The organism is Allobosea sp. BH3, assembly GCF_025499465.1.
In the GTDB taxonomy this organism is placed as follows: domain Bacteria; phylum Pseudomonadota; class Alphaproteobacteria; order Rhizobiales; family Beijerinckiaceae; genus Allobosea.
Genome location: NZ_JAIMCA010000003.1, coordinates 803814 through 822727 on the forward strand (window position 1 = coordinate 803814; position 18914 = coordinate 822727).

Genomic DNA, 18914 nt, shown 5'->3' on the forward strand with positions numbered 1-18914 from the left:
CGGTCATATTCCGGTGCCTATCGCCGTGGCGAAGCGTGGCGAGGGACCAACGCTTCTCCTGACCGCCGGCGTCCATGGCGACGAATACGAAGGGCCGCTCTTTCTCTACAGCCTGATGCGGCAGCTCGAGCGGCTCGATCTCGCGGGGCGCGTCATCATCGTGCCGTCCGTCAACCAGCCGGCCTATCTCGCCGCCACACGCACCTCGCCGATCGACCAGATCAATCTGAACCGCAGCTTCCCGGGCAGCCGGGACGGCACGGTCACGCAGATGATCGCGCACTACGTCTCCAGCGAGCTCCTGCCGCTCGCCGATTATGCGATCGACATGCATGCCGGGGGCTCGTCGCTGCAGTATCTACCGACGCTGTTTGCGCCGACATGGGAGGATGGAGAGAAGAAGGCAGCCGTAGCCGGCCTCATCGCCGCCTTCTCGCCGCCGCGCGTGGCCTATTTCGACAGCCTGAAGGCGCTGGACGGCCAGGACCGCGTCTTCGGCAATGTCGCCGACCAGAACGGCTGCCATTTCCTGACCGGCGAATTCGGCGGCGGCTCCACCGTCAATCTCGCGGGGAAGGCGATGCTCGAAGCGGGCGTGACCGGCGTCCTGCGCCATCTGAGCATGCTGCCGCAGGCCGCGCCCTCGACGGCGCCTTTCCCGACCCGCCATCTCACGATCAGCGATGCGGACCTGTTCGCCTTCGCGCCTGCGGCCGGCATCTTCGAGCCCGCCTTTGCGCTCGGCGACGAACTCTCGGCGGGAGCGCTTGCAGGTTTCATCCACGACCCGACGACACCGTGGAATCCGCCGGTCGAGGTCCGTTTCAAAGGCGGCGGCCTCGCCATCTGCATCCGCACTTTCGCAAGCGTGAAGCCAGGCGACTGCCTCGGCCATCTCGCCCGCGACATCGCACTCTGACAGCCGGTGCTCTCGCCATGCCCATCCAGATCCCCGTGACCCGCACGACAAACCCGAAGCCCATCCCGGCCGATGTCGGCCGCAGCTTCGGCGACTATTTCACCGATCACATGTTCCTGATGGACTACGACAGCGCGAAGGGCTGGCACGATCATCGCATCGTGCCCTTCGACGCAGTGACGCTGCATCCCTCCGCCTCCGCCATTCAGTACGGGCAGGCCATCTTCGACGGACACAAGGCCTATCGCTGCGATGACGGTGCGATCCGCCTCTTTCGCCCCCACGCCCATCTGGACCGCCTCAACGGCTCGGCGGCGCGCCTATGCATGCCGGCCGTCGACAAGGACGACGTGCTGGAAGGCCTGCTCCGGCTCGTGGACCTCGATCGCGATTGGGTCCCGCATCAGCAGGGCACGGCTCTCTATGTCCGCGAGACAATGATCGGGACCGAGGGCTTCATGGCCGTGCGCCCGGCCGCCCGCTACACCTTCATGATCTTCCTCTCGCCGGTCGGCTCCTATTATTCCGAGGGCAGCGCTCCGGTCAGCATCCTGGCCTCCGAAACGCATGTGCGGGCGGCGCGCGGCGGCATCGGCTCGGCCAAGGCCGCCGCCAACTACAGCGCCAGCCTGATGGCCAGCGAACAGGCCAAGGCGGCGGGCCACACCCAGGTGCTCTGGCTCGACAGCGTCGAGCGTCGCTTCCTCGAGGAAGTCGGCACGATGAACGTGATGCTGCGTATCGGCAACGAGATCGTCACCCCGCCGCTGAGCGACTCGATTCTGCCGGGCGTCACCCGCGACACCGCGCTGACGCTGCTGCGCGAATGGGGCGAGACCGTCAGCGAGCGCCCGATCGCCATCGACGAGGTCATGGCGGGCATTCGCAGCGGCGAGATCGAGGAGGTCTGGGGGCTCGGCACGGCGGCCGTCGTCTCGCCGATCGGCCAGCTGACCTATCGCGGGGAAACGCTGACCGTCGGAGGGGGAAAGACCGGATCCGTCACCTCGAGGCTCTACGCCGAGATCACGAAGCTGCATCGTCGGCCCGACAACGATCCGCACGGATGGTCAGTCCTCGTCGACGGCTCCGGAGCGGCGTGAGCATGGTCGCGACGACGGTCGCAAGCGCTGGAATTTCGCTGGCGGGACTGTTCTCGCTGGCGGGCGACATCGCCCTGGTGACAGGCGCGGGGCGCGGTCTGGGCTTCGAGATCGCCCGGGCCATGGCGGCTGCCGGCGCGACCGTCATTCTGTCGGGACGCGACGCCGACCGCCTCGGCCAGGCGGCGGACACGATCGCGAACGAAGGCGGCAAGGCCATCGCCCTGCCTTTCGACATGACGGACGCCGAACAGACGCGCGCCGCCTTTGCGGCAATCGCGCGCGACCATGGCGGGCTCGACATCGTCGTCAGCAATGCCGGCATGCGCAACCGCAAGCCGCTCGAGCAGTTTAGCGACGCCGAGCTGTCGGAGATGGTCGAGGTCAATCTCGTCGCGACCTATCGGCTGGCTCGCGAGGCGGCCCGCCTCATGCGCGAGCGCCAAAAAGGGCGCCTCATCATCGTCACCTCGATTGCCGGCCATGTCGCGCGGCCGAACGATGCCGTCTACGCCGGCTGCAAGCACGGCCTGACCGGCATGATGCGCGCGCTGGCAGCGGAATACGGCCCGCACGGCATCACCAGCAACGCAATCGCGCCGGGCGTCTTCGCGACCGAAGCCAACGAGGCGCTGCTGGCCGCGCCGGAAACGGCGGCGGCTCTCTCCGGGCGCTCCTTTCTCGGCCGGCTGGGTCGACCCGCGGAAATCGCCGGCGCAGCGGTCTTCCTGGCCTCGCCCGCCGCATCCTTCATCACGGGCCACGTGCTGACCATCGACGGAGGGCTGACAGCGAAGATGTAGCGCGTCGCAAACCCAGATCGGAGACCATGCAAGTTATTGAAAATAATAATCTATTCTCAAGACAAATTCTGAATCTCATCAAGTCAAAAACAGTCCGGAAAACCGGCGAGGCGGAACGGTAGTCGACATCTTTCGTGGAGATAGACATGAACAGCTCGGAACTGCAGACCCTAATCGACGATGTGAAGGCTGGTGGCTTGTCGCGCCGCGGGTTTCTCCAGCGCGTCGCGGCCGTGGGCATCGCGGCCCCCATGGCGAGCCAGATGCTGCTGTGGAACGGCGTCGCCATGGCGCAGAGCAAGCATCAGTACAAGCCGACCAAGGCCGGCGGCGGCGGCCCGCTCAAGATCCTGATCTGGCAGGCGCCGACGCTGCTCAACCCGCATTTCGCCAGCGGCGGCAAGGACCAGGAAGCCTCGCGCATCTTCTATGAGCCGCTCGCCGGCTGGGACGAGGAAGGCAATCTCGTCGCACAGCTGGCCGCCGAGATTCCGACCCGGGCAAACAACGGCCTCGCCGCGGACGGCTTGAGCGTGACGTGGAAGCTGAAGCCGGGCGTCAAATGGCATGACGGCAAGCCCTTCACCGCCGACGATGTCGTCTTCAACTGGGAATACGCCTCCGATCCGGAGACCGCTGCGGTCACCTCAGGTGCCTACAAGGACGTCAAGGTCGAGAAGATCGACGGGCTCACCGTGAAGGTCACCTTCAAGGAGCCAACGCCGTTCTGGGCAGATGCCTTCGTCGGCGTCGCCGGCGTCATCATCCCGAAGCATCATTTCGGCGAGTACAAGGGCGCGAAATCGCGCGAGGCGCCCGCGAATTTGAAGCCGATCGGCACCGGGCCCTACAAATTCGTGGACTTCAAGCCGGGCGACATCCTCACCGCCGAGCGCTTCACGGATTATCACGTCAAGAACCAGCCCTTCTTCGACACGCTCGAATTCAAGGGCGGCGGCGACTCCGTCTCCGCAGCACGCGCCGTGCTGCAGACCGGCGAATACGACTACGCCTGGAGCCTGCAGGTCGAGGACGAGGTCCTCAAGCGCATGGAGACCGGCGGCCGCGGCAAGGTACTCTCCGTGCCCAGCGGCAATGTCGAATTCATCATCCTGAACACGACCGACCCGTGGACCGAGGTCGACGGCGAGCGCTCCAGCGTCAAGACCAAGCACCCGACCTTGTCGGATCCGAAGGTCCGCGAGGCGATCAACCTGCTGCTCGACCGCGACTCGGTCGAAAAGTTCATCTATGGCCGTGGCGGCGTCGCGACCGCGAGCTTCGTCAACGAGCCGAAGCGCTTCAAGTCGGCCAGGCTCAAATACGAGTTCAACATCGACAAGGCCAACAAGATCCTCGACGAGGCCGGCTACAAGCGCGGCGGCGACGGCATCCGCGAGAAGGATGGCAAGAAGCTCAAATACGTCTTCCAGACATCGATCAACGCTCCCCGCCAGAAGACGCAGGCCATCATCAAGCAGGCCTGCCAGAAGGCCGGCATCGACCTGGAGCTCAAGGCTGTCGCCGCCTCGACATTCTTCTCATCGGATGTCGCGAACCCCGACACCTACACCAAGCTCTATGTCGACATGGAGATGTACACGCAGACGCAGCCGCAGCCGGATCCCGAGCGCTTCCTCAACCAGTGCGTCTCCTGGGAAATCGCCAGCAAGGAGAACAAGTGGCTGGGCCGCAACATCTCGCGCTACTCGGACCCTGCCGCGGACGAGGCCTACAAGGCCGCACAGAAGGAACTCGACCCGGCCAAGCGCGCCGCGCTGCTGATCAAGGTCAACGAGATCTTCTGCGAGGCCCATGTCCTGCTACCGCTGATCGCACGCACGCGCATCGCTGCAGCGGAAAACGGGCTGGTTCCCAATTATAGCGGCTGGGATGTGGACACCTGGAGCCTAGCCAGCTGGTATCGGGCCTGAAGACATCTGGTCCACGCGAGGCGCGTCGCTTCGCGTGGACCGTCATGGCCTGCGATGCCGTATCAGTAGCATCTTACGAAATCGCGTCCCTTGCCGGGCAAGCGGTGGGGCCACCAGAAGACTTCCTGAAGGGCCAAAGTGGACCAGCTCCGGGTGGTAGCTAAGGGGCCATTCCGGTCGCGGACGCCACTATCGGGCTTTAGCTCACGGGCCGTTACCGGACATAACAGAGCAAATTCGGCAAAATCGGATCCGTCTAGATCTCGATGTCTTATCGAGCGACGGGAATGGCTGGTGCATGCGCGTCGTCTGCATCACTTCGCTCTGATCCGGCGCCACTGGCCTCAGCCGGATCCGCCGAAACGGGCACCGTTCGTTTCGGCATTTGCAATCAATTGTAAGCTCCGGGAGGCGGCCTCTCCCATTCGCAACGCCCTGTCATTCAGCGGAGGCTCCCGAAATCCTAGAGCGAAGTAGATGAGGCATTGCGTTACGGCATCCCCCTCGTTCAAAGTGGCGCTACATGCCCTAACGGAATGCGCCGTGATCCAAGCCGATAACTTCAAATGCCCTGTGCTGGTAACGGGAGAATGGGTCCGGCTTGACGAGCAGGAACTGCAGATCGCATCGCAGCTTCTTCAAACGAACCGCAGCCGTTGGTGGAATCCGTCATATCTCGAGCCGATACGCCGTGGCCGTGCGCTACAACTGCCCTTCTATGGCGATGATTGGAACCTGATCGAGGTCGAGGCCCGGACGGTCGACGGCTACGGCGCTTGCGCATTTATCATCGGCGACGGCAGGTTTGTTCCGGTGACGGGCAGTTCGCCCGCCATTCACGATCTCAACGAGCGGCTATCGCCTCGTCTAGACGCCGATTCGGTCCACCAGTCGGCCTATCTCAAGTTCTTCACCGGTGTCGTCTGGGGCGCTAGCGGCCCCTTTAACATCGTGGAGACGGCCGGCGAGGCCGCGACGCTATTACTTTCGACCGAGGCGCTGAAGGTAGAACCGTTGAGATCCGAACCAGCCGAGCACGGGCTGACCTGGCACGCGAACGTCATCTACGGATCGCAGCTCAGCAACGCTGCTTTCCGGATCGATGCGTCCGGAAAGGTCGAGATGCTCGAAGATCACGAGCTAGTCACCGGCCAGTCGCGCGTTGCGATAAGGCCGCCGCTACGCGTCGTTCCTTTTCGAAACCCTGGAGCGATCGAGTGACGTCCTTGTCAGAAGCCTTCACGTCTCTCGGCCCTCGCCTTCCCGAAGCGCTTGATACCCCCGATATCCTTGTGGGCTGGTCGCTGGAGCACGAGCATCGCCGCCAGCCTATCGGCTTCCATTTCGGGGACCCCAACACGTCGCCCAGGCATGGCTTTCTGGACCCGGTCCTGCTCAGCGGTGAGGGGCACCTCGTCACGATTGCCCCGACCGGCGCCGGAAAGGGTGTCAGCGCGATCATCCCCACACTTCTGCGCTTCGGCGGACCGATCATCGTCATCGATCCAAAAGGGGAGAATGTGATGGTGACGGCCCGGCGGCGTCGGGAGCTCGGGCAGCAGGTCATCGTGATTGACCCGATGGGCATTACCGGCTTCACCAGCGACTGTCTGAACCCCCTTGATGCGATTCAGGCCTTCGGCGCGGGAGACGTCGACGATACCGCCGCGCTGGTCTCGGCCCTCTTCGCCGAGTACGTCGATCCTCGAGACGCATTCTGGTCCAACCGAGCGCAGGACCTGATCATCGGCGTCATTCTTTACGTCTTGGCCGACGAACCGCAGGAGCAGCGCCATCTCGGCAGGGTCCGGGAGATCGTCAGCGCCCTGGCGGCGGACACGGAGACGGTCGCGCAAATGCTGTCCAATTCGAGCCACCCAGAAGCTCAGATGATTGGCCGCAGCATCCGCAGCCCCGCCGAGCAGACGATGGGAGGAATCGTGAGCTTCGCTCTCGATGGCCTCGGCTTCCTCCGCGGGGGTGAGGTGCTCGAATCCGTGGCCTCCTCAACCTTCGATATGGCTGCGGTCACATCCGGCGAGCCCCTGTCGATCTACCTGGTGCTGCCGCCGAACAAGCTTGAGTCCCATGGCGGCTTGCTAAGGCTCTGGATCGGCGCGTTGATGAGCGCACTCGTGCGGCGGCGCGGCAAGCCGCCGCGTCCTACTCTGTTCATGCTCGACGAAGCGGCGCAGCTCGGGACCCTACCGCAGTTGCGCCAGGCCATGACGCTGATGCGCGGGTATGGCGTGCAGACCTGGAGTTTTTGGCAGGATGTGACCCAAATTCAGAGACTTTATGCGGGCGACTGGCCAACTATGCTGAGCAATTGCAAGGTTATCCAGGCCTTTGGCGCAAACAATATCCTGGCGGCCCGCGGCATCGCGGAAGTCACTGGTTTTGCGACTCCCTTCGCCATTCTCGATCTTGAGCCGGAGGAAATGATCCTGCAGATCGCAGGTGACGAGCCGGTCATCGCCCGCAAGCCGAACTACCTCTCGGACCCTGCCTTCGCCGGTCAAGCCGATCCGAACCCGTTCTATCTCGCGCAACCACCGGAACTCGTCATGCGTCGGCAGCCCAGCCGATGGTATCAGCGCCCCGCCAGTACCGACACCGCATCCGCGCCGGATACGGCGGAGCTTGCCCGTAGGCTGAGCGCCAGCCTGCGCGGTCGCGCATCCAAAGTGCCACCAGCTGGATGAGCGCCGCCCCACCTCTATTTGCGTCGACAGTCGCCTGTCTTATCGCCGCGTTACGAGTTGAGATGTGAAAGCTGGACGAGGCTGCGTTAGAGATGATTGTAGAATCATGGACGCTCGCTGCAGCGGCTGAGGCGCTTCAGAAATGCGGCTCGATGCTCGGCCTCCCTCTGGCCATTCCGGCGGTCAAGGACTGGGCAAATGGCTGCCTGAAGCGCGGGATGATCGGCAGAAGCCGGCCGGTCAACCATGATCTGGTGCGGGGAATCCGGACAGCGCATCTGGGGGCCGTTCGTGCGGTGCTCGACGACCACAGAAGACTGGTCGATGCAGTCGATGCAATGGGGCAGCATGCCCGGGACGAGGAGCGCTCATTCAATTCGAGCGTCAAGGCGTTCCTCGATGAGCGCCTCAAGGTGTTCGACGCCAATACCCTGCGCGAGGACGCGCTGACCTTCGACGATATCGATCGCGTGCTGGGCCATGTCATCGATCCGCGTACCGAGGCGCTTTATGACCAGCCGGACAATCGCGACGGTCTCAAAGCGCGGCTCCTCGAAGACAGCAGGCGGGCGCGCGCCGAAGCTGTCGAGCGCGCGCTGGCAGAAATTCAGGCGACTACAGGACGACCATGTCCAGACCTTTTCGGCAGCGTCTTCCGCGGCGACCATGGCTGCGGCTGGTACGACGTGTTCGCGCTCTATATCGCCGAAGAGATCAAGACGAACCCACGTTTCCAGGCGATCTTCTTCGCAGCCGAGTTCGTCGATCTCAAGCGTGCCGTCGCCGGCATCGATGACGAGATCAAGAAAGCGCTCGCGGTATTTCCCCAGCTGCAAGACGCCCAGAACGAGATCCGGTCCTCGCTCGGGCGCGTCGAAGGACTGCTCCGCAGCATTCACGAGTCCATTTGCCTGAACCAGATGAGGGGGCTGACATGGCCCCGTATCGATAAGGCCGAGCTCGGACATGCGGGCGCCGACCCGCAACACATGAGATTCAGCTTCAAATTCGCCATCGACGAACTGCAGGGGCGGGCCAAGGATTTCGCGGAGGTCGAAGCCGTCCTGTTCGGCGAATCCGCCAGCAGCGACGGCGGCATCCGCAGGTCTTTCCGATGGCACGCGATCTGTGGCGACGGGGGCTCCGGCAAAAGCCGTTTCGCGATGGAACTTCTCGAGCGTCATCGACAGCGCTGGCCAGCCAGCGGGTTCGTGCAGGCCTTCGCGATCGACGGCAAAGGCGCCGCGCTGTGGCCGGTGGGCGAGCACCCGGCGATCCTGGTGATCGACTATGCGGCCGCCCATCCGGGAACCATGGAGTTTCTCGAGGGCCTAGCCATCCGGGCGCAGAACCATGAGCTGAAATCGCCGGTGCGCGTCGTGCTGATCGAACGCAATGCGAATGACCCGCTCTTCTCGAAGCTGAAAGGCGCTGCGGCGCATGAATGCCTGCGGATTGCAGCCCCGCAGAATATCCATCGTCTTGCCGCGCTTTCGGATAAGGATCTTGTTCGGTTGATGCGCAACCGGGCCGCTGATGCGCCCGTGGCACAGAGCGACAGCGAGTTGCTCGAAGTGTTGCGTGAGTATGACAAGGCCTGCCGTCCGCTCTTTGCGGCCATCGTCGCCGATTTCCTGTTCGCGCGAATGCTGCCGGAGGTCGATCAGGACGCGACTGCCGAGGACAAGAGGCTTGCCCTGTTCAGCACGCTGATCGAGCGTGAACGCGAAATCTGGCTCGATCGCCTGGCGGCTTCCCGCGGCGACCGGCTCGCCGCCGAGGAGAGCCGCGATCAGCATGAAAGGCTCGTCGCCGCGGCAACCCTCGTCCGAGGGCTAGATCGCCGTGCATTTCACAACCTGTCGACGGCGGGTAAGACGTCCTATGACCTCGGAGCCGCACATTGGCCTCGCCCTGTAGACGAGGCGCTCTACCAGTCGATCACGGGGTCGAGCGGGGGCGCAGGGCAGTTGGCGCCACTCGTGCCGGACCTGATCGGCGAGCGCCTCGTGCTCGATCTGCTCGCTCCCGCAGGCGACCGGCCCGTTGACCCCCTGATCTGGGCTGACCGCGCCGATTGGCTGAGGCAGACGGCGTGGATACTCTCTCCCTGGGATGTCGCCTTCTTCGCGCGGCTCTGCTTTCAGGACTATCCCAGGACCACAGCAGCGCTCGATTATCTCCTTCCAGCTGCGGGGACCCTAGATCCGGTCGTCATATCGGCTCTCGTCCGCGGCCTGATCGTGGATATGGCGGAAGCCCGCAAGGATGAGACACCCTCTCAGGAGGATCTCGAAGCCGCCTTCGCGGTTTACGACCGTTTCGAGAGTCAGCTTCTAGCCGCTGCCCCCGGCAACGAGGCCGTGGCGCGGAATCTGGCCGCCAGCCTGCAGCAGCTGGCCAATTTCGCCGGTCGCGCGGTGAACAAACATATCAATTACGAGTACGCCGACCACGATGCAAAGCTTCGGGCAATGTCCGCTGGCAGCGATCCGACCACCGACCGAAAGGGGGGCGCAACGAGCCTTTCGGGCAGCTTCGACAGCGCGCAGGGACAGCCATGAGCACGGCCGCCTTCGCTCTTGACCGTCTGCGTCGGCTTGGCGACGTCGTCTTGCGGCTTCGGTCCACCACAGGCGACTCTGAGACTTTGGCGGCCCTGGCGCAATCGCTAGCCTATGTGATCGGCAGTATCTATTGGGAAAAACGTGGAGACGAGGCAGCTGGCGGCCTGGCGGAAGCCGGCCTGACCGAAGGTGAGCGGGCCGAGCGCCGGCGGTTCGTAGATTCGGTGATGGCAGATGCCGCTCGATTGACGCCCTCGCCGGACGACGTGGCCTTCGCCTTGCGCATCGCAGCAGCGGATATGTATGCGGTATTCGATGGCAGCCAGCTTGATTTTGCTACGGACGCGGCGCGCTGGAACCTCCTGAAGCCCCTGTGGTCTCGACACGGACTTAGCCAATGGGGCGAGCGCGGTTTTGCGGGGTTCATTGCTAATGTCACCGTAACGGCGTGCCAAGCCGGCGACGGGAGCGAGGCAGCGCTCCTCCTGTCGGAGATCGTCGACAGCCTTGAAACCGCGCCGATCAACACCGCTGCCATGTTGCCGCATACGCGCAACCTCTTGATCGAAACCTCAGCAGGCATCTTTTATCGTTTTCAGATGCCCGAACGCTCATCCTTGTCCGTAGACAAACTATGGCAGAGGTTGACGCTCCTACCTTGGGTTGGGACCGGAGGCGAGGATGGAGCCCAGCGCCAGCGTGTCCAACTGGCGGTGGCTGCGTTGCGTGCCAGCCTGACAAGCGGCTCCGGCGATCGCCCGGCCATGTGGCGATCTCTTACGCAATGGTGCGGCCAATCCAGTTGGTCATCTGCCGATGCTGATAAACTGGAGATCGGCCCTCTCGCTTATATGATCCTGATGGAGACGGATCATCTAGCTCTGATCCGAGACTCGCTTGGGGTGCTTTTCGTCGCACTCCAGGAACCGCAGCAACCGGCCGATAAACATCGGCTCCTCCGCGGCATTGCGGCAGCGGTGGAAGAATGGCTCCCTGCGCGAGAACCCAGAGGCGTCGCAGGGGCTCTCGCTCTCGCCGAGCTTCTGCTGAAGGCACTCGACGCTGAGTCGTCGAACGAGCCGTCAGCCCTGACAGGGGCGCTCGTCTCACTCTGGCTTCACCTGGCCTGGCTGGGCGAGGTCGAGTTGGTCCTGTCGGTTATCGACAAGGCGTGGACCGCGCCAGCCACCAGGCGAAGGCCTTGGTTAGCACTCGCGGTGCTGCGGGCGACAACCGCCCTTGTCGGGTTTCCTTCGGTCAGCTCCGCGCACCTGGAGCTTTTTGCAGACTATGCGCGCTCTGCGGCGTTCAGAGGCGGAATACCCTATGTCGGGCAGGCGATCGTTTCGCTCATCGACACTCTCGTGGATCCGTCAGGCGCCGGACTGGACCCAGCCAGTTTCACGTATCTCCCATCGAGGTCACATATGGACGCCAGCGCTGCTACGACCCTCGACCGAAAACTTGCCGCTCTTCTCGCGGCGAGGATAGCCGAGTCGGGTACGGCCGGTGATCTTGCATCCGCCAAACGCGATCTCGACCATCTCAAAATCATCGCCTGGCGGACGCCGAGCACTGAGGCGATCGGTGGCTTCGAGGCGTATATGGCCATGCTGGATGCCGTCGATCCAGCCCTGTCGCACCTCATGGCAGACCGGGACAAGATTGCTCAGGAGGTCGAGCAGCGCGCTGCGCTTGGTCGTACCAAGGTGGCCATTGCGGCCGACATCAACGATCCTCTGCTCTTTCCATACCTCACCTCGCCGCCGATCGCCGAGACGCCGCCACCCCGGTCGGAACTGGGGTCCGCAGCCTGGCCATTCCAGCCTCTGTATTCCGGAAGCTGGCACGAGGTTGAGGACGCTGCAGAAGCCGAGAGCCTGATGTCGCGCCTGGAACGGGCGATGTCGACGAGACCGTTCTTCCAGTCGATCCGGCAGCGCCCGATGCGCGCGATAAGGACTCACCAACCGCGTTGTTACGAGGCGGCCACGGTCGTCGAGGTGCTGCTTGGCGGGCGCAGCGACGAAACCGAGGCGCGGAGTGCGCTGTTCATGCTCGGAAAGACTGTCGCCTTTCCTATCGAAGGCAACGCCCGACGTGTCCACCTTTTCAATCAGGCAGAGAAGGTCCTTCTCGAAAGGCCGGAGCAGGCAGCCGACTATGCCAGATTTTTCTGCGGCGTCGTGCAGGGCGAGGCGGGACCCTTCATGCTGGCCGAGAGCATTGGCGACCTCGATCAGTCTTGGTCCCCTGAGCGTCCAACCAACATTGCGGACATAGTTAAGCAGATAGGCCCCGTAGTACCCATGCCGGTCAGCGGAGTTGCTGGACGTCCGGAGATCACTTGGCAAATAAATGCAACAGTGCGCTATGATAAAGGCCTATTCAGCGCCGTATTTACTGTCGCTCCCGATGGAAAAATCTATATGGACAGCGACGATCCGTTGACATCCGGTGTCCTCGACAGGGTGCCGATGATCCGCGATGGCCTGCGCGGCTGGTTTCACGATCGCGGATCCACGTAAGCAACCGTAGCGAGACGCTCTTCTGTCTCGTATGCTCAGCCTGTCGTACGGCGCCGCAAAGCGCCACTCAAGTTCCGGCTATCGGTCAGTTGCTTTCATCAACTGAGATCAGCCAAACGGCCTAGCTATCGTAGGTGACCGACTTGGCACGCGTCGCATGCTCGCTAATAGGCGAGCCGCTGTAGGCATGCAGCATTGTCCTTGCCGTCACCCTGCACATGGCAAGTCTGACCTACAGAATTATTGTAGCGGTTAATCCGTCTCGCCTTAGCCATTGCACGGCCGGGTTGTGCTAGCAGGCGAACGCGATTGTTATCTCGATCGGCTGCCATAAAGCAGACTTGGACGACGTCGGCTATGGGCCAGTTTAGGTCGTAATGCGGGCTGACGCCCAATCACCGAACTGGGTCGAGAGCGGTCACTCCCCGTCCACAAGCTTGTAGCCTAGATTCGCCCGTCCAGCGCCGCCAGGACCTTCTCGGCGACGAGGCCGGAGACGCGGCCGTTCGATTCCACCGTGTTGCCGGCGATATGCGGGGTCAGGATCAGATTCGGCGCACCGGCGAAGACCTGCGCGGCGGCCTTGCCCAACGGCTCCTGGTCGTAGACGTCGATCGCCGCGCCGCCGAGCCGGCCGGCCTTGAGCGCCTCGACCAGCGCCGCCTCGTCCATGATGCCGCCGCGGGCGGTATTGATCAGGATCGCATCCGGCTTCATCCGGGCGAAAGCCTTCGCATTGATCAGGCCCCGCGTCTCGTCCGTCAGCGGGACATGCAGGCTGATCACATCGGCGCTCGACAACAGCTCGTCGAGCTCCATCCGACGCACGCCAGCCCAGGCGGGATCGTTGGTGGCCAGGCGCGGATGGAAGGCTGCGACCTCCATGCCGAGCGCCCGAGCGCGCTGGGCGACGTCACGCGCGATCGCGCCGAAGCCGACGAGCCCCATCAGCTTGCCGGTGATCTCGCGGCCGATCAGCTTCGTCTTGGGGAATTCGCCAGCCAGCATCGCCGCATTGGCGAAATAGGCTCCGCGCAGGAGCGTCATTGCGGTGCCGATGACGTATTCGACTACGGAGAGGCTGTTCGCGCCAGTGGCCGGGAAGACCTTGATGCCGCGCTCGGCGCAGACCCCCATATCGAGATTGTCGAGGCCGACGCCGAGGCGGCCGATGACCCTCAGCGCATTCGCCGCTTCGAGCACCTTGCCACGCACCTGGGTCTGGTTGCGCACGATCAGGGCCGGCACCCCCCCGAGCAGGCGTGCGAGCTCATCCGGTTTGGCAAAAAGCTCCGGGTCGTGATGGACGCTATAGCGCGCCCTGAGGCTCGCCACGGCGGCCTCGTCCATGAATTCGGTGATGACGATGTCGGTCATGTCGTTTCGTACAGCTCTACCCTGCTCAGCCGATGAGGAAGAGGCCGGCGGTGACGATGACGAGGATGGTCAGGGTCGTGCCCGTGACCAGCGCCAGATGCCGCCAGCCGAGCCGCACCATGGCGCCCATCGAGGTGCCGAGTCCCAGCGCCGCGATCGCGATGAGCAGGCCCCAGCGCGAGGCCTCTAGCAACCCGTCCCGGAGCGGCCCATAGAACGGCTGAACGGCAGGCGAGAGCGCAAGCACGCTGTTCAGCACGCACAGGCCGAGGAAGACGATGGCGAAGACTGGAACCGGCACCTTCGCCTTGGTCATCTCGCTGCCGTCCCGCACCAGCCACCAGCCGACGATCAGCACGGCGGGAAGCAGCAGGAAGACGCGGAAGAGCTTGACGATGACGGCCGCATTGGCGACCTCGTCCGAGACGGACTGGCCGGCGCCGACGACCTGCGCGACGTCGTGGATCGTGCCGCCGAGCATGATGCCGGTCTGCTGCGGCGAAAAGCCGAGCCAGACGCAGATCAGCGGATAGGCCAGCATCGCTATGGTCGCCACCACGTTCATCGCGATGACGGTGAAAGCGACGTCGGCGGCCTTGTTACGGTAGTCCGGCACGACGGTCGCGGTGGCGAGCGCCGCGGAGGCGCCGCAGACAGCGGTGGCGACACCAGCGAGCGCGCCCATGCCGGCCTCGCGTCCGAGCCGGCGCGCCAGAACGAAGCCGACCACAACAGTCGCCACCATCGAGCCCACGACCAGCAGCGCCGTCGAGAGGCCGAGCGCGGCGATGTCGCCCAGTGCAATGCGCAAGCCGAGCAGCGCGATCGCCCAGCGCAGGAGCTTCTTGACGCAGAAGGTCATGCCCGGCGCGAAGCGGAGGTTATTGGCCAGCGGATGCAGCACCATCCCGATGATGAGCGCGACCACAATGGCCGGGATGCCGATGCGACCGCCGGTGGCCGCCTTCAGCACAGGCTCCAGCAAGGCGGAGGCGATCGCGACCGCGGCCGAGAGCAGGATGCCCGGCAAGAGCGAGACCGGGGCGTCCATCTTGCGGGTGGCTACATGAGACATGAAAAGATTCGCGCTGGCAGCGGAGCGGTTTCTGGGCGGAAATGTTCTACCGACCCACTCTTCGACAGGCGGAACATTCTCCGCCGGCATATAGCGCGGCTCGCCGCTTTAGGCGATGGCACTGGCGCCACGGCTCCCGCGAAACGGCCATTCGTCGGGCGCAGGACAAGGTGCGCTCGCAACCGCCCACCATGCATGCTACCGCCCTATGCATGACCAGCCCCCTCGTCGAGCTCGAAACCTTCCTGGAACTGCCGCCCCATGCGCGGCTGCTCGGCCTGGACCTCGGCACAAAGACGATCGGGCTGGCGCTGTCGGATGTCGAGCGGCAGATCGCGACCCCGCTGGAAACCATCCAGCGCGTGAAGTTTGGCCTCGATGCCGCGGCGCTCCTGAAAATCGCGGAAAAGTATCAGGTCGCCGGGCTGGTGATCGGCCTGCCGCTCAACATGGACGGGACGGAGGGGCCGCGGGTGCAGTCGACCCGCGCCTTCGTGCGCAACCTCGCGCCGCTCACGGCGCTGCCCATCGTGTTCTGGGACGAGCGGATGTCTACGCTGGCCGTGACGCGGACGCTGCTCGATGCCGATGCCTCGCGCGCCAAACGGGCGGCCGTCGTCGACAAGATGGCCGCCGCCTACATCCTCCAAGGCGCTCTGGACCGGCTCGGCCGGCTATCTGCGGTCGAGGAAGACGACGAGGAGCAGTTTCGCCGATAACTCGCGAAACGAAACAGGCCCGCGCGGAGCGCGGGCCTGTCGATGATCGCCTCTTTGGGCGGAAACGCCTCAGCGATAGTCGCGGAAGTCGCCGTACCCATAAGGCCGGTAATAGGCCCGCGGTGCATAGACCGGCGGCGGAGCGTAGTACTCGTCGTAGTAGGGCTCCGAGTAGTAGGCCCGGCTGTTCGCCGCGGCAGCGGCCGCGCCGAGAATACCGAGACCGATCGCACCGGCGACCGCAGCGCCACGCGCCGATCCCCCGCGATAATAGCCGCCGCGGTAGTGGCGATGGCGATACTGGCTGTACTCGGCCTTCGCCTTATCGAGGCGGGCCGGATCAAAGCTGCGGCTTTCCTGAGCCATCGCCGGAACAGCGAAGCTGCCGGCCACGACGCTCGCAGCGGTCAGAGCAATGGCGACGTTCTTCTTAAGAGACATAACGGCATCTCCTTTAGCGGGATCCCCGAACCATGAGCCGAGGTTCGCGCAATCCGGTTGAACAGGGCCTGAACCAATCGCGGCGGCATTGCGGCACGAACAGAGCGCGCTTTCGTCGCCGCTCTTGCCGGACGCTGCCGGGCATGGGACAGGCCGTTTCGACAGTCGATGCATCAACGGATTCCGGGCTCCGTTGTTCCCCATCCCGCCCGCCCGGCCAGTTTCCCGGACATGCTCGACAGCCTGATCGCCGTCTTCCTCGTCATCGCGACGGGGTGGGTCCTGAAGACCCGGAACATCGTCTCGCAGGCTCATTGGGTCGGTGTCGAGCGGCTGACCTATCAGCTCCTGTTCCCGGCCGTGGTCATCCATACCCTCGCCATGGCAGACCTTCGCGGCGTGCCGGTTCTCGCCATGGGCCTAAGCCTCGTCTTCGCCATCCTGAGCGTCGCGGCCCTGCTGCTGGTGGCGCGTCCCGCACTGGCGCATGCGGGCATCGACGGCCCGGCCTTCACCTCGATCTTCCAGGGCTCGGTGCGCTGGAACACCTTCGTGGGCCTCGCGGTCGCGGCGGGGCTTCAGGGACGGGCCGGCACGACGCTGATGGCCATCGCCATCGCGGCGATGATCCCGCTGCTCAATGTCATGTGCGTGCTGGTGCTTGCCCGCTTCGCCAACGGCAAGCCGATGAGCGCCGGGGCGACGATTCGCTCGATCCTCGTCAACCCTTTCATCTGGTCCTCGGCGGTCGGCCTTTTGCTGAACCAGGTCCAGTGGATGCTGCCTTCGGCCTTCACCGGCTATCTCGACGTTCTCGGCCGGGCCTCGCTCGGCATCGGCCTGCTCGTCGTCGGCTCGGCACTCGATCTCAACCGGCTGGCGCGCCCGCGCTTGGCCCATGGCATCGCGGTCGTGCTCAAGCTGGTGGCCATGCCCCTCCTGGCCTGGCTCTATGCCGGGCTTCTCGGCGTGACCGGCCCGGCGCTGGCGATGACGGTGGTCGCCGGCGCGGTCCCCACAGCGACGGCGGCCTATTTCCTGGCGCGCGACCTCGGCGGCGACGCGCAACTCATGGCTGAAATCACCACGCTGCAGACACTGCTTGCGCTGGCGACGCTGCCGCTTGCCGCGCTTTTTCTTACGACCTGAACTTGCAGTTTCCGATAAAATGCAATCTATAATTGTATATTCCTGGAAGGGATCGACACCTCCCGGGCGCAGCGGTCGTCGAGCTTGGGGAGATTCCATCGGCGATGAGGCATATTGTTCGAAATCTGACGCCGCCTGACCGAGCCGGCCAGGGCGGCGGCGACAATTATCCCCCCCAGCATTATGCTTCCGCGCTCGACGCCGCGTCCTTCATCGAGGGCATGGCTGCCGAGATGAGGATCATGGCGCGAGACGCGCAGCTGAACGCCCTCTCCTATTTCCTGGAGATGGTCCGGATCGAAGCCTCCGCCGAGATTGCGCGCCTCGCCAAGACAGGCGGCCCGTCCGGATAAGTGCCGCGCCGCCGAAGCCTCTTCGGCTCAGCCGCGCGACACGGCGCCGCCGGGGTGGCGGCGGGCTGCCCCTTCCAGCTCCAGCTCTATCAGAGCGCGATTGACGTCGCGCGCCGAGCGCCCGCTGGAACGGACCAGATCGTCCAGCCCGACCGGCGTCGGGCCAAGCAGGTCGAGCACGAGGCGGCCAAGATCGGTCGCCTGCGCCCCTTCTCCGGATTGCGCCCCCGACGGGTGTGGCTGAAAGCCATCGTCGTTGCCGGGAACAGCCGGCGCCGGCTCGACCTCGGCAAAATCGAGCTCGTCCCACATCGACTCGTGCGGTCGCGCACGATCCGGCTCGCGCAGGACGCGGCGTTCCGACACGAATGCGAGTTCGCCCTGCCGGAGCGGCGCCAGCGCCTCGACAACATGCGCAGCATCAGCGCAGAGCGTCGCGCCTTCGCGGATCAGGTGGTTGCCGCCCTCGGCGCGAGGATCGAGCGGCGAGCCGGGCACCGCGAAGACCAGCCTGCCCTGCTCATTGGCAAAACGGGCGGTGATCAGCGAGCCGGAACGCTGTGCGGCCTCGACGACGACCGTTCCGAGCGAGAGCCCCGAGACCAGCCGGTTACGGCGCGGGAAGTCGCGGGCGCGGGCAACCCAACCGAGCGGCATCTCGCTGACGAGTGCGCCGCGCTCGATGATGCGCCGGGCCAGCGGAATGTTCTGCGGCGGATAGATTTCATCGAGCCCGCCGGCCAGCACGGCCACGGTGCCGGTGTCGAGGCTTGCCTCATGGGCGGCCGTGTCGATTCCGCGCGCCAACCCCGAGACGATGGCGAAATCCGCCTCGCCAAGCTCGCGCGCTAGCCGGCCGGTGAACTTCAATCCTGCCGCCGAGGCGTTACGGGAGCCCACGAGCGCGACGGATGGCCGCCGCAGCGCGTCTGCCTCGCCGAGCACGGCAATGAGCGGGGGAGCCGAGTCGATCGCTTGCAGCGGAATAGGATAGTCAGGCTCGCCAAGCGCGATGAAGCAGCCGCCGAGACGATCCAGCGCCGCAAGCTCGCGCTCAGCCTCCGCCGGAGAGCAGATGCGGACGGAGCGGCCAGCCTGCCGGGCAAGGTCCGGCAAGGCATCGAGCACGGCGGCGGCACTGCCGAAGCGGCTCATCAGCGAAAGGAAGCTGCGCGGGCCGATATTCTCGCTGCGGATCAGCCGGAGCCATTCAAGACGCTGGCGATCGGAAAGCGCGATGC

At 64.5% G+C, this 18914-nt stretch carries 15 protein-coding genes; 11 read left to right on the forward strand and 4 right to left on the reverse strand.

All coding sequences use genetic code 11. From position 1 onward, the window contains the following. Positions 1-13 precede the first annotated feature (13 nt). From BoBH3_RS12660 to BoBH3_RS12695, 8 genes are all read left to right on the forward strand, one after another. Positions 14-919, forward strand: coding sequence for a succinylglutamate desuccinylase/aspartoacylase family protein (locus tag BoBH3_RS12660; protein ID WP_262331138.1), 906 nt, complete (start codon positions 14-16; stop codon positions 917-919). Between the two features lie 17 nt (positions 920-936). Continuing rightward, positions 937-2022, forward strand: a complete 1086-nt coding sequence (locus BoBH3_RS12665) for a branched-chain amino acid aminotransferase (protein ID WP_262331139.1) — start codon at positions 937-939, stop codon at positions 2020-2022. A gap of 32 nt (positions 2023-2054) precedes the next feature. Next, the gene (locus tag BoBH3_RS12670) at positions 2055-2825 is read left to right on the forward strand and encodes an SDR family oxidoreductase (protein ID WP_262331199.1); all 771 of its coding nucleotides are present in this window, start codon (positions 2055-2057) and stop codon (positions 2823-2825) included. Between the two features lie 146 nt (positions 2826-2971). After that, positions 2972-4759 (forward strand): peptide ABC transporter substrate-binding protein, encoded by a 1788-nt coding sequence (locus BoBH3_RS12675; RefSeq protein WP_262331140.1) that lies wholly within the window; start codon positions 2972-2974, stop codon positions 4757-4759. A 543-nt stretch (positions 4760-5302) separates the two neighbouring features. Next, complete coding sequence (locus BoBH3_RS12680) at positions 5303-5980, forward strand: hypothetical protein (protein WP_262331141.1); 678 nt, start codon at positions 5303-5305, stop codon at positions 5978-5980. A gap of 5 nt (positions 5981-5985) precedes the next feature. Beyond that, on the forward strand, positions 5986-7464 hold the full coding sequence (locus BoBH3_RS12685; protein WP_262331142.1) for a type IV secretory system conjugative DNA transfer family protein: 1479 nt from the start codon (positions 5986-5988) through the stop codon (positions 7462-7464). 92 nt (positions 7465-7556) lie between these two features. Then, the gene (locus BoBH3_RS12690) at positions 7557-10028 is read left to right on the forward strand and encodes a hypothetical protein (protein ID WP_262331143.1); all 2472 of its coding nucleotides are present in this window, start codon (positions 7557-7559) and stop codon (positions 10026-10028) included. Beyond that, the gene (locus tag BoBH3_RS12695; protein ID WP_262331144.1) at positions 10025-12559 is read left to right on the forward strand and encodes a hypothetical protein; all 2535 of its coding nucleotides are present in this window, start codon (positions 10025-10027) and stop codon (positions 12557-12559) included. The genes BoBH3_RS12690 and BoBH3_RS12695 overlap by 4 nt, the downstream gene beginning before the upstream one ends. A 444-nt stretch (positions 12560-13003) precedes the next feature. On the opposite strand, the gene BoBH3_RS12700 is transcribed toward BoBH3_RS12695, so the two are convergent. Beyond that, the gene (locus BoBH3_RS12700; protein ID WP_262331145.1) at positions 13004-13936 is read right to left on the reverse strand and encodes a hydroxyacid dehydrogenase; all 933 of its coding nucleotides are present in this window, start codon (positions 13934-13936) and stop codon (positions 13004-13006) included. 25 nt (positions 13937-13961) lie between these two features. Next, positions 13962-15011, reverse strand: coding sequence for a YeiH family protein (locus BoBH3_RS12705; RefSeq protein WP_262331146.1), 1050 nt, complete (start codon positions 15009-15011; stop codon positions 13962-13964). 212 nt (positions 15012-15223) lie between these two features. On the opposite strand from BoBH3_RS12705, the gene ruvX reads away from it, so the two are divergent. Continuing rightward, the gene (gene ruvX, locus BoBH3_RS12710) at positions 15224-15730 is read left to right on the forward strand and encodes a Holliday junction resolvase RuvX (RefSeq protein ID WP_262331147.1); all 507 of its coding nucleotides are present in this window, start codon (positions 15224-15226) and stop codon (positions 15728-15730) included. Between the two features lie 69 nt (positions 15731-15799). Here ruvX and BoBH3_RS12715 read toward each other — a convergent pair whose 3' ends face one another. After that, positions 15800-16171, reverse strand: coding sequence for a hypothetical protein (locus BoBH3_RS12715; protein WP_262331148.1), 372 nt, complete (start codon positions 16169-16171; stop codon positions 15800-15802). Positions 16172-16339: 168 nt separating this feature from the next. Here BoBH3_RS12715 and BoBH3_RS12720 point away from each other — a divergent pair, with 168 nt between their 5' ends. Next, positions 16340-17320: an AEC family transporter gene (locus BoBH3_RS12720; protein WP_262331149.1), complete on the forward strand. Its 981-nt coding sequence runs from the start codon at positions 16340-16342 to the stop codon at positions 17318-17320. Between the two features lie 104 nt (positions 17321-17424). Then, complete coding sequence (locus tag BoBH3_RS12725) at positions 17425-17673, forward strand: hypothetical protein (protein WP_262331150.1); 249 nt, start codon at positions 17425-17427, stop codon at positions 17671-17673. A 27-nt stretch (positions 17674-17700) separates the two neighbouring features. On the opposite strand, the gene dprA is transcribed toward BoBH3_RS12725, so the two are convergent. Then, positions 17701-18912 carry a DNA-processing protein DprA gene (gene dprA, locus BoBH3_RS12730; RefSeq protein ID WP_262331200.1) on the reverse strand — a complete coding sequence of 404 codons (1212 nt, stop codon included), beginning with the start codon at positions 18910-18912 and terminating at the stop codon, positions 17701-17703. Between the last annotated feature and the right edge of the window lie 2 nt (positions 18913-18914).

Coding starts and splice junctions, on each gene's coding strand:
- BoBH3_RS12665 (WP_262331139.1), top strand. CDS start 937: ATGCCCATCCAGATCCCCGTGACCCGCACGACAAACCCGAAGCCCATC.
- BoBH3_RS12675 (WP_262331140.1), top strand. CDS start 2,972: ATGAACAGCTCGGAACTGCAGACCCTAATCGACGATGTGAAGGCTGGT.
- BoBH3_RS12690 (WP_262331143.1), top strand. CDS start 7,557: ATGATTGTAGAATCATGGACGCTCGCTGCAGCGGCTGAGGCGCTTCAG.
- BoBH3_RS12695 (WP_262331144.1), top strand. CDS start 10,025: ATGAGCACGGCCGCCTTCGCTCTTGACCGTCTGCGTCGGCTTGGCGAC.
- BoBH3_RS12700 (WP_262331145.1), bottom strand. CDS start 13,936: ATGACCGACATCGTCATCACCGAATTCATGGACGAGGCCGCCGTGGCG.
- BoBH3_RS12705 (WP_262331146.1), bottom strand. CDS start 15,011: ATGTCTCATGTAGCCACCCGCAAGATGGACGCCCCGGTCTCGCTCTTG.
- ruvX (WP_262331147.1), top strand. CDS start 15,224: ATGACCAGCCCCCTCGTCGAGCTCGAAACCTTCCTGGAACTGCCGCCC.
- BoBH3_RS12715 (WP_262331148.1), bottom strand. CDS start 16,171: ATGTCTCTTAAGAAGAACGTCGCCATTGCTCTGACCGCTGCGAGCGTC.
- BoBH3_RS12720 (WP_262331149.1), top strand. CDS start 16,340: ATGCATCAACGGATTCCGGGCTCCGTTGTTCCCCATCCCGCCCGCCCG.
- BoBH3_RS12725 (WP_262331150.1), top strand. CDS start 17,425: ATGAGGCATATTGTTCGAAATCTGACGCCGCCTGACCGAGCCGGCCAG.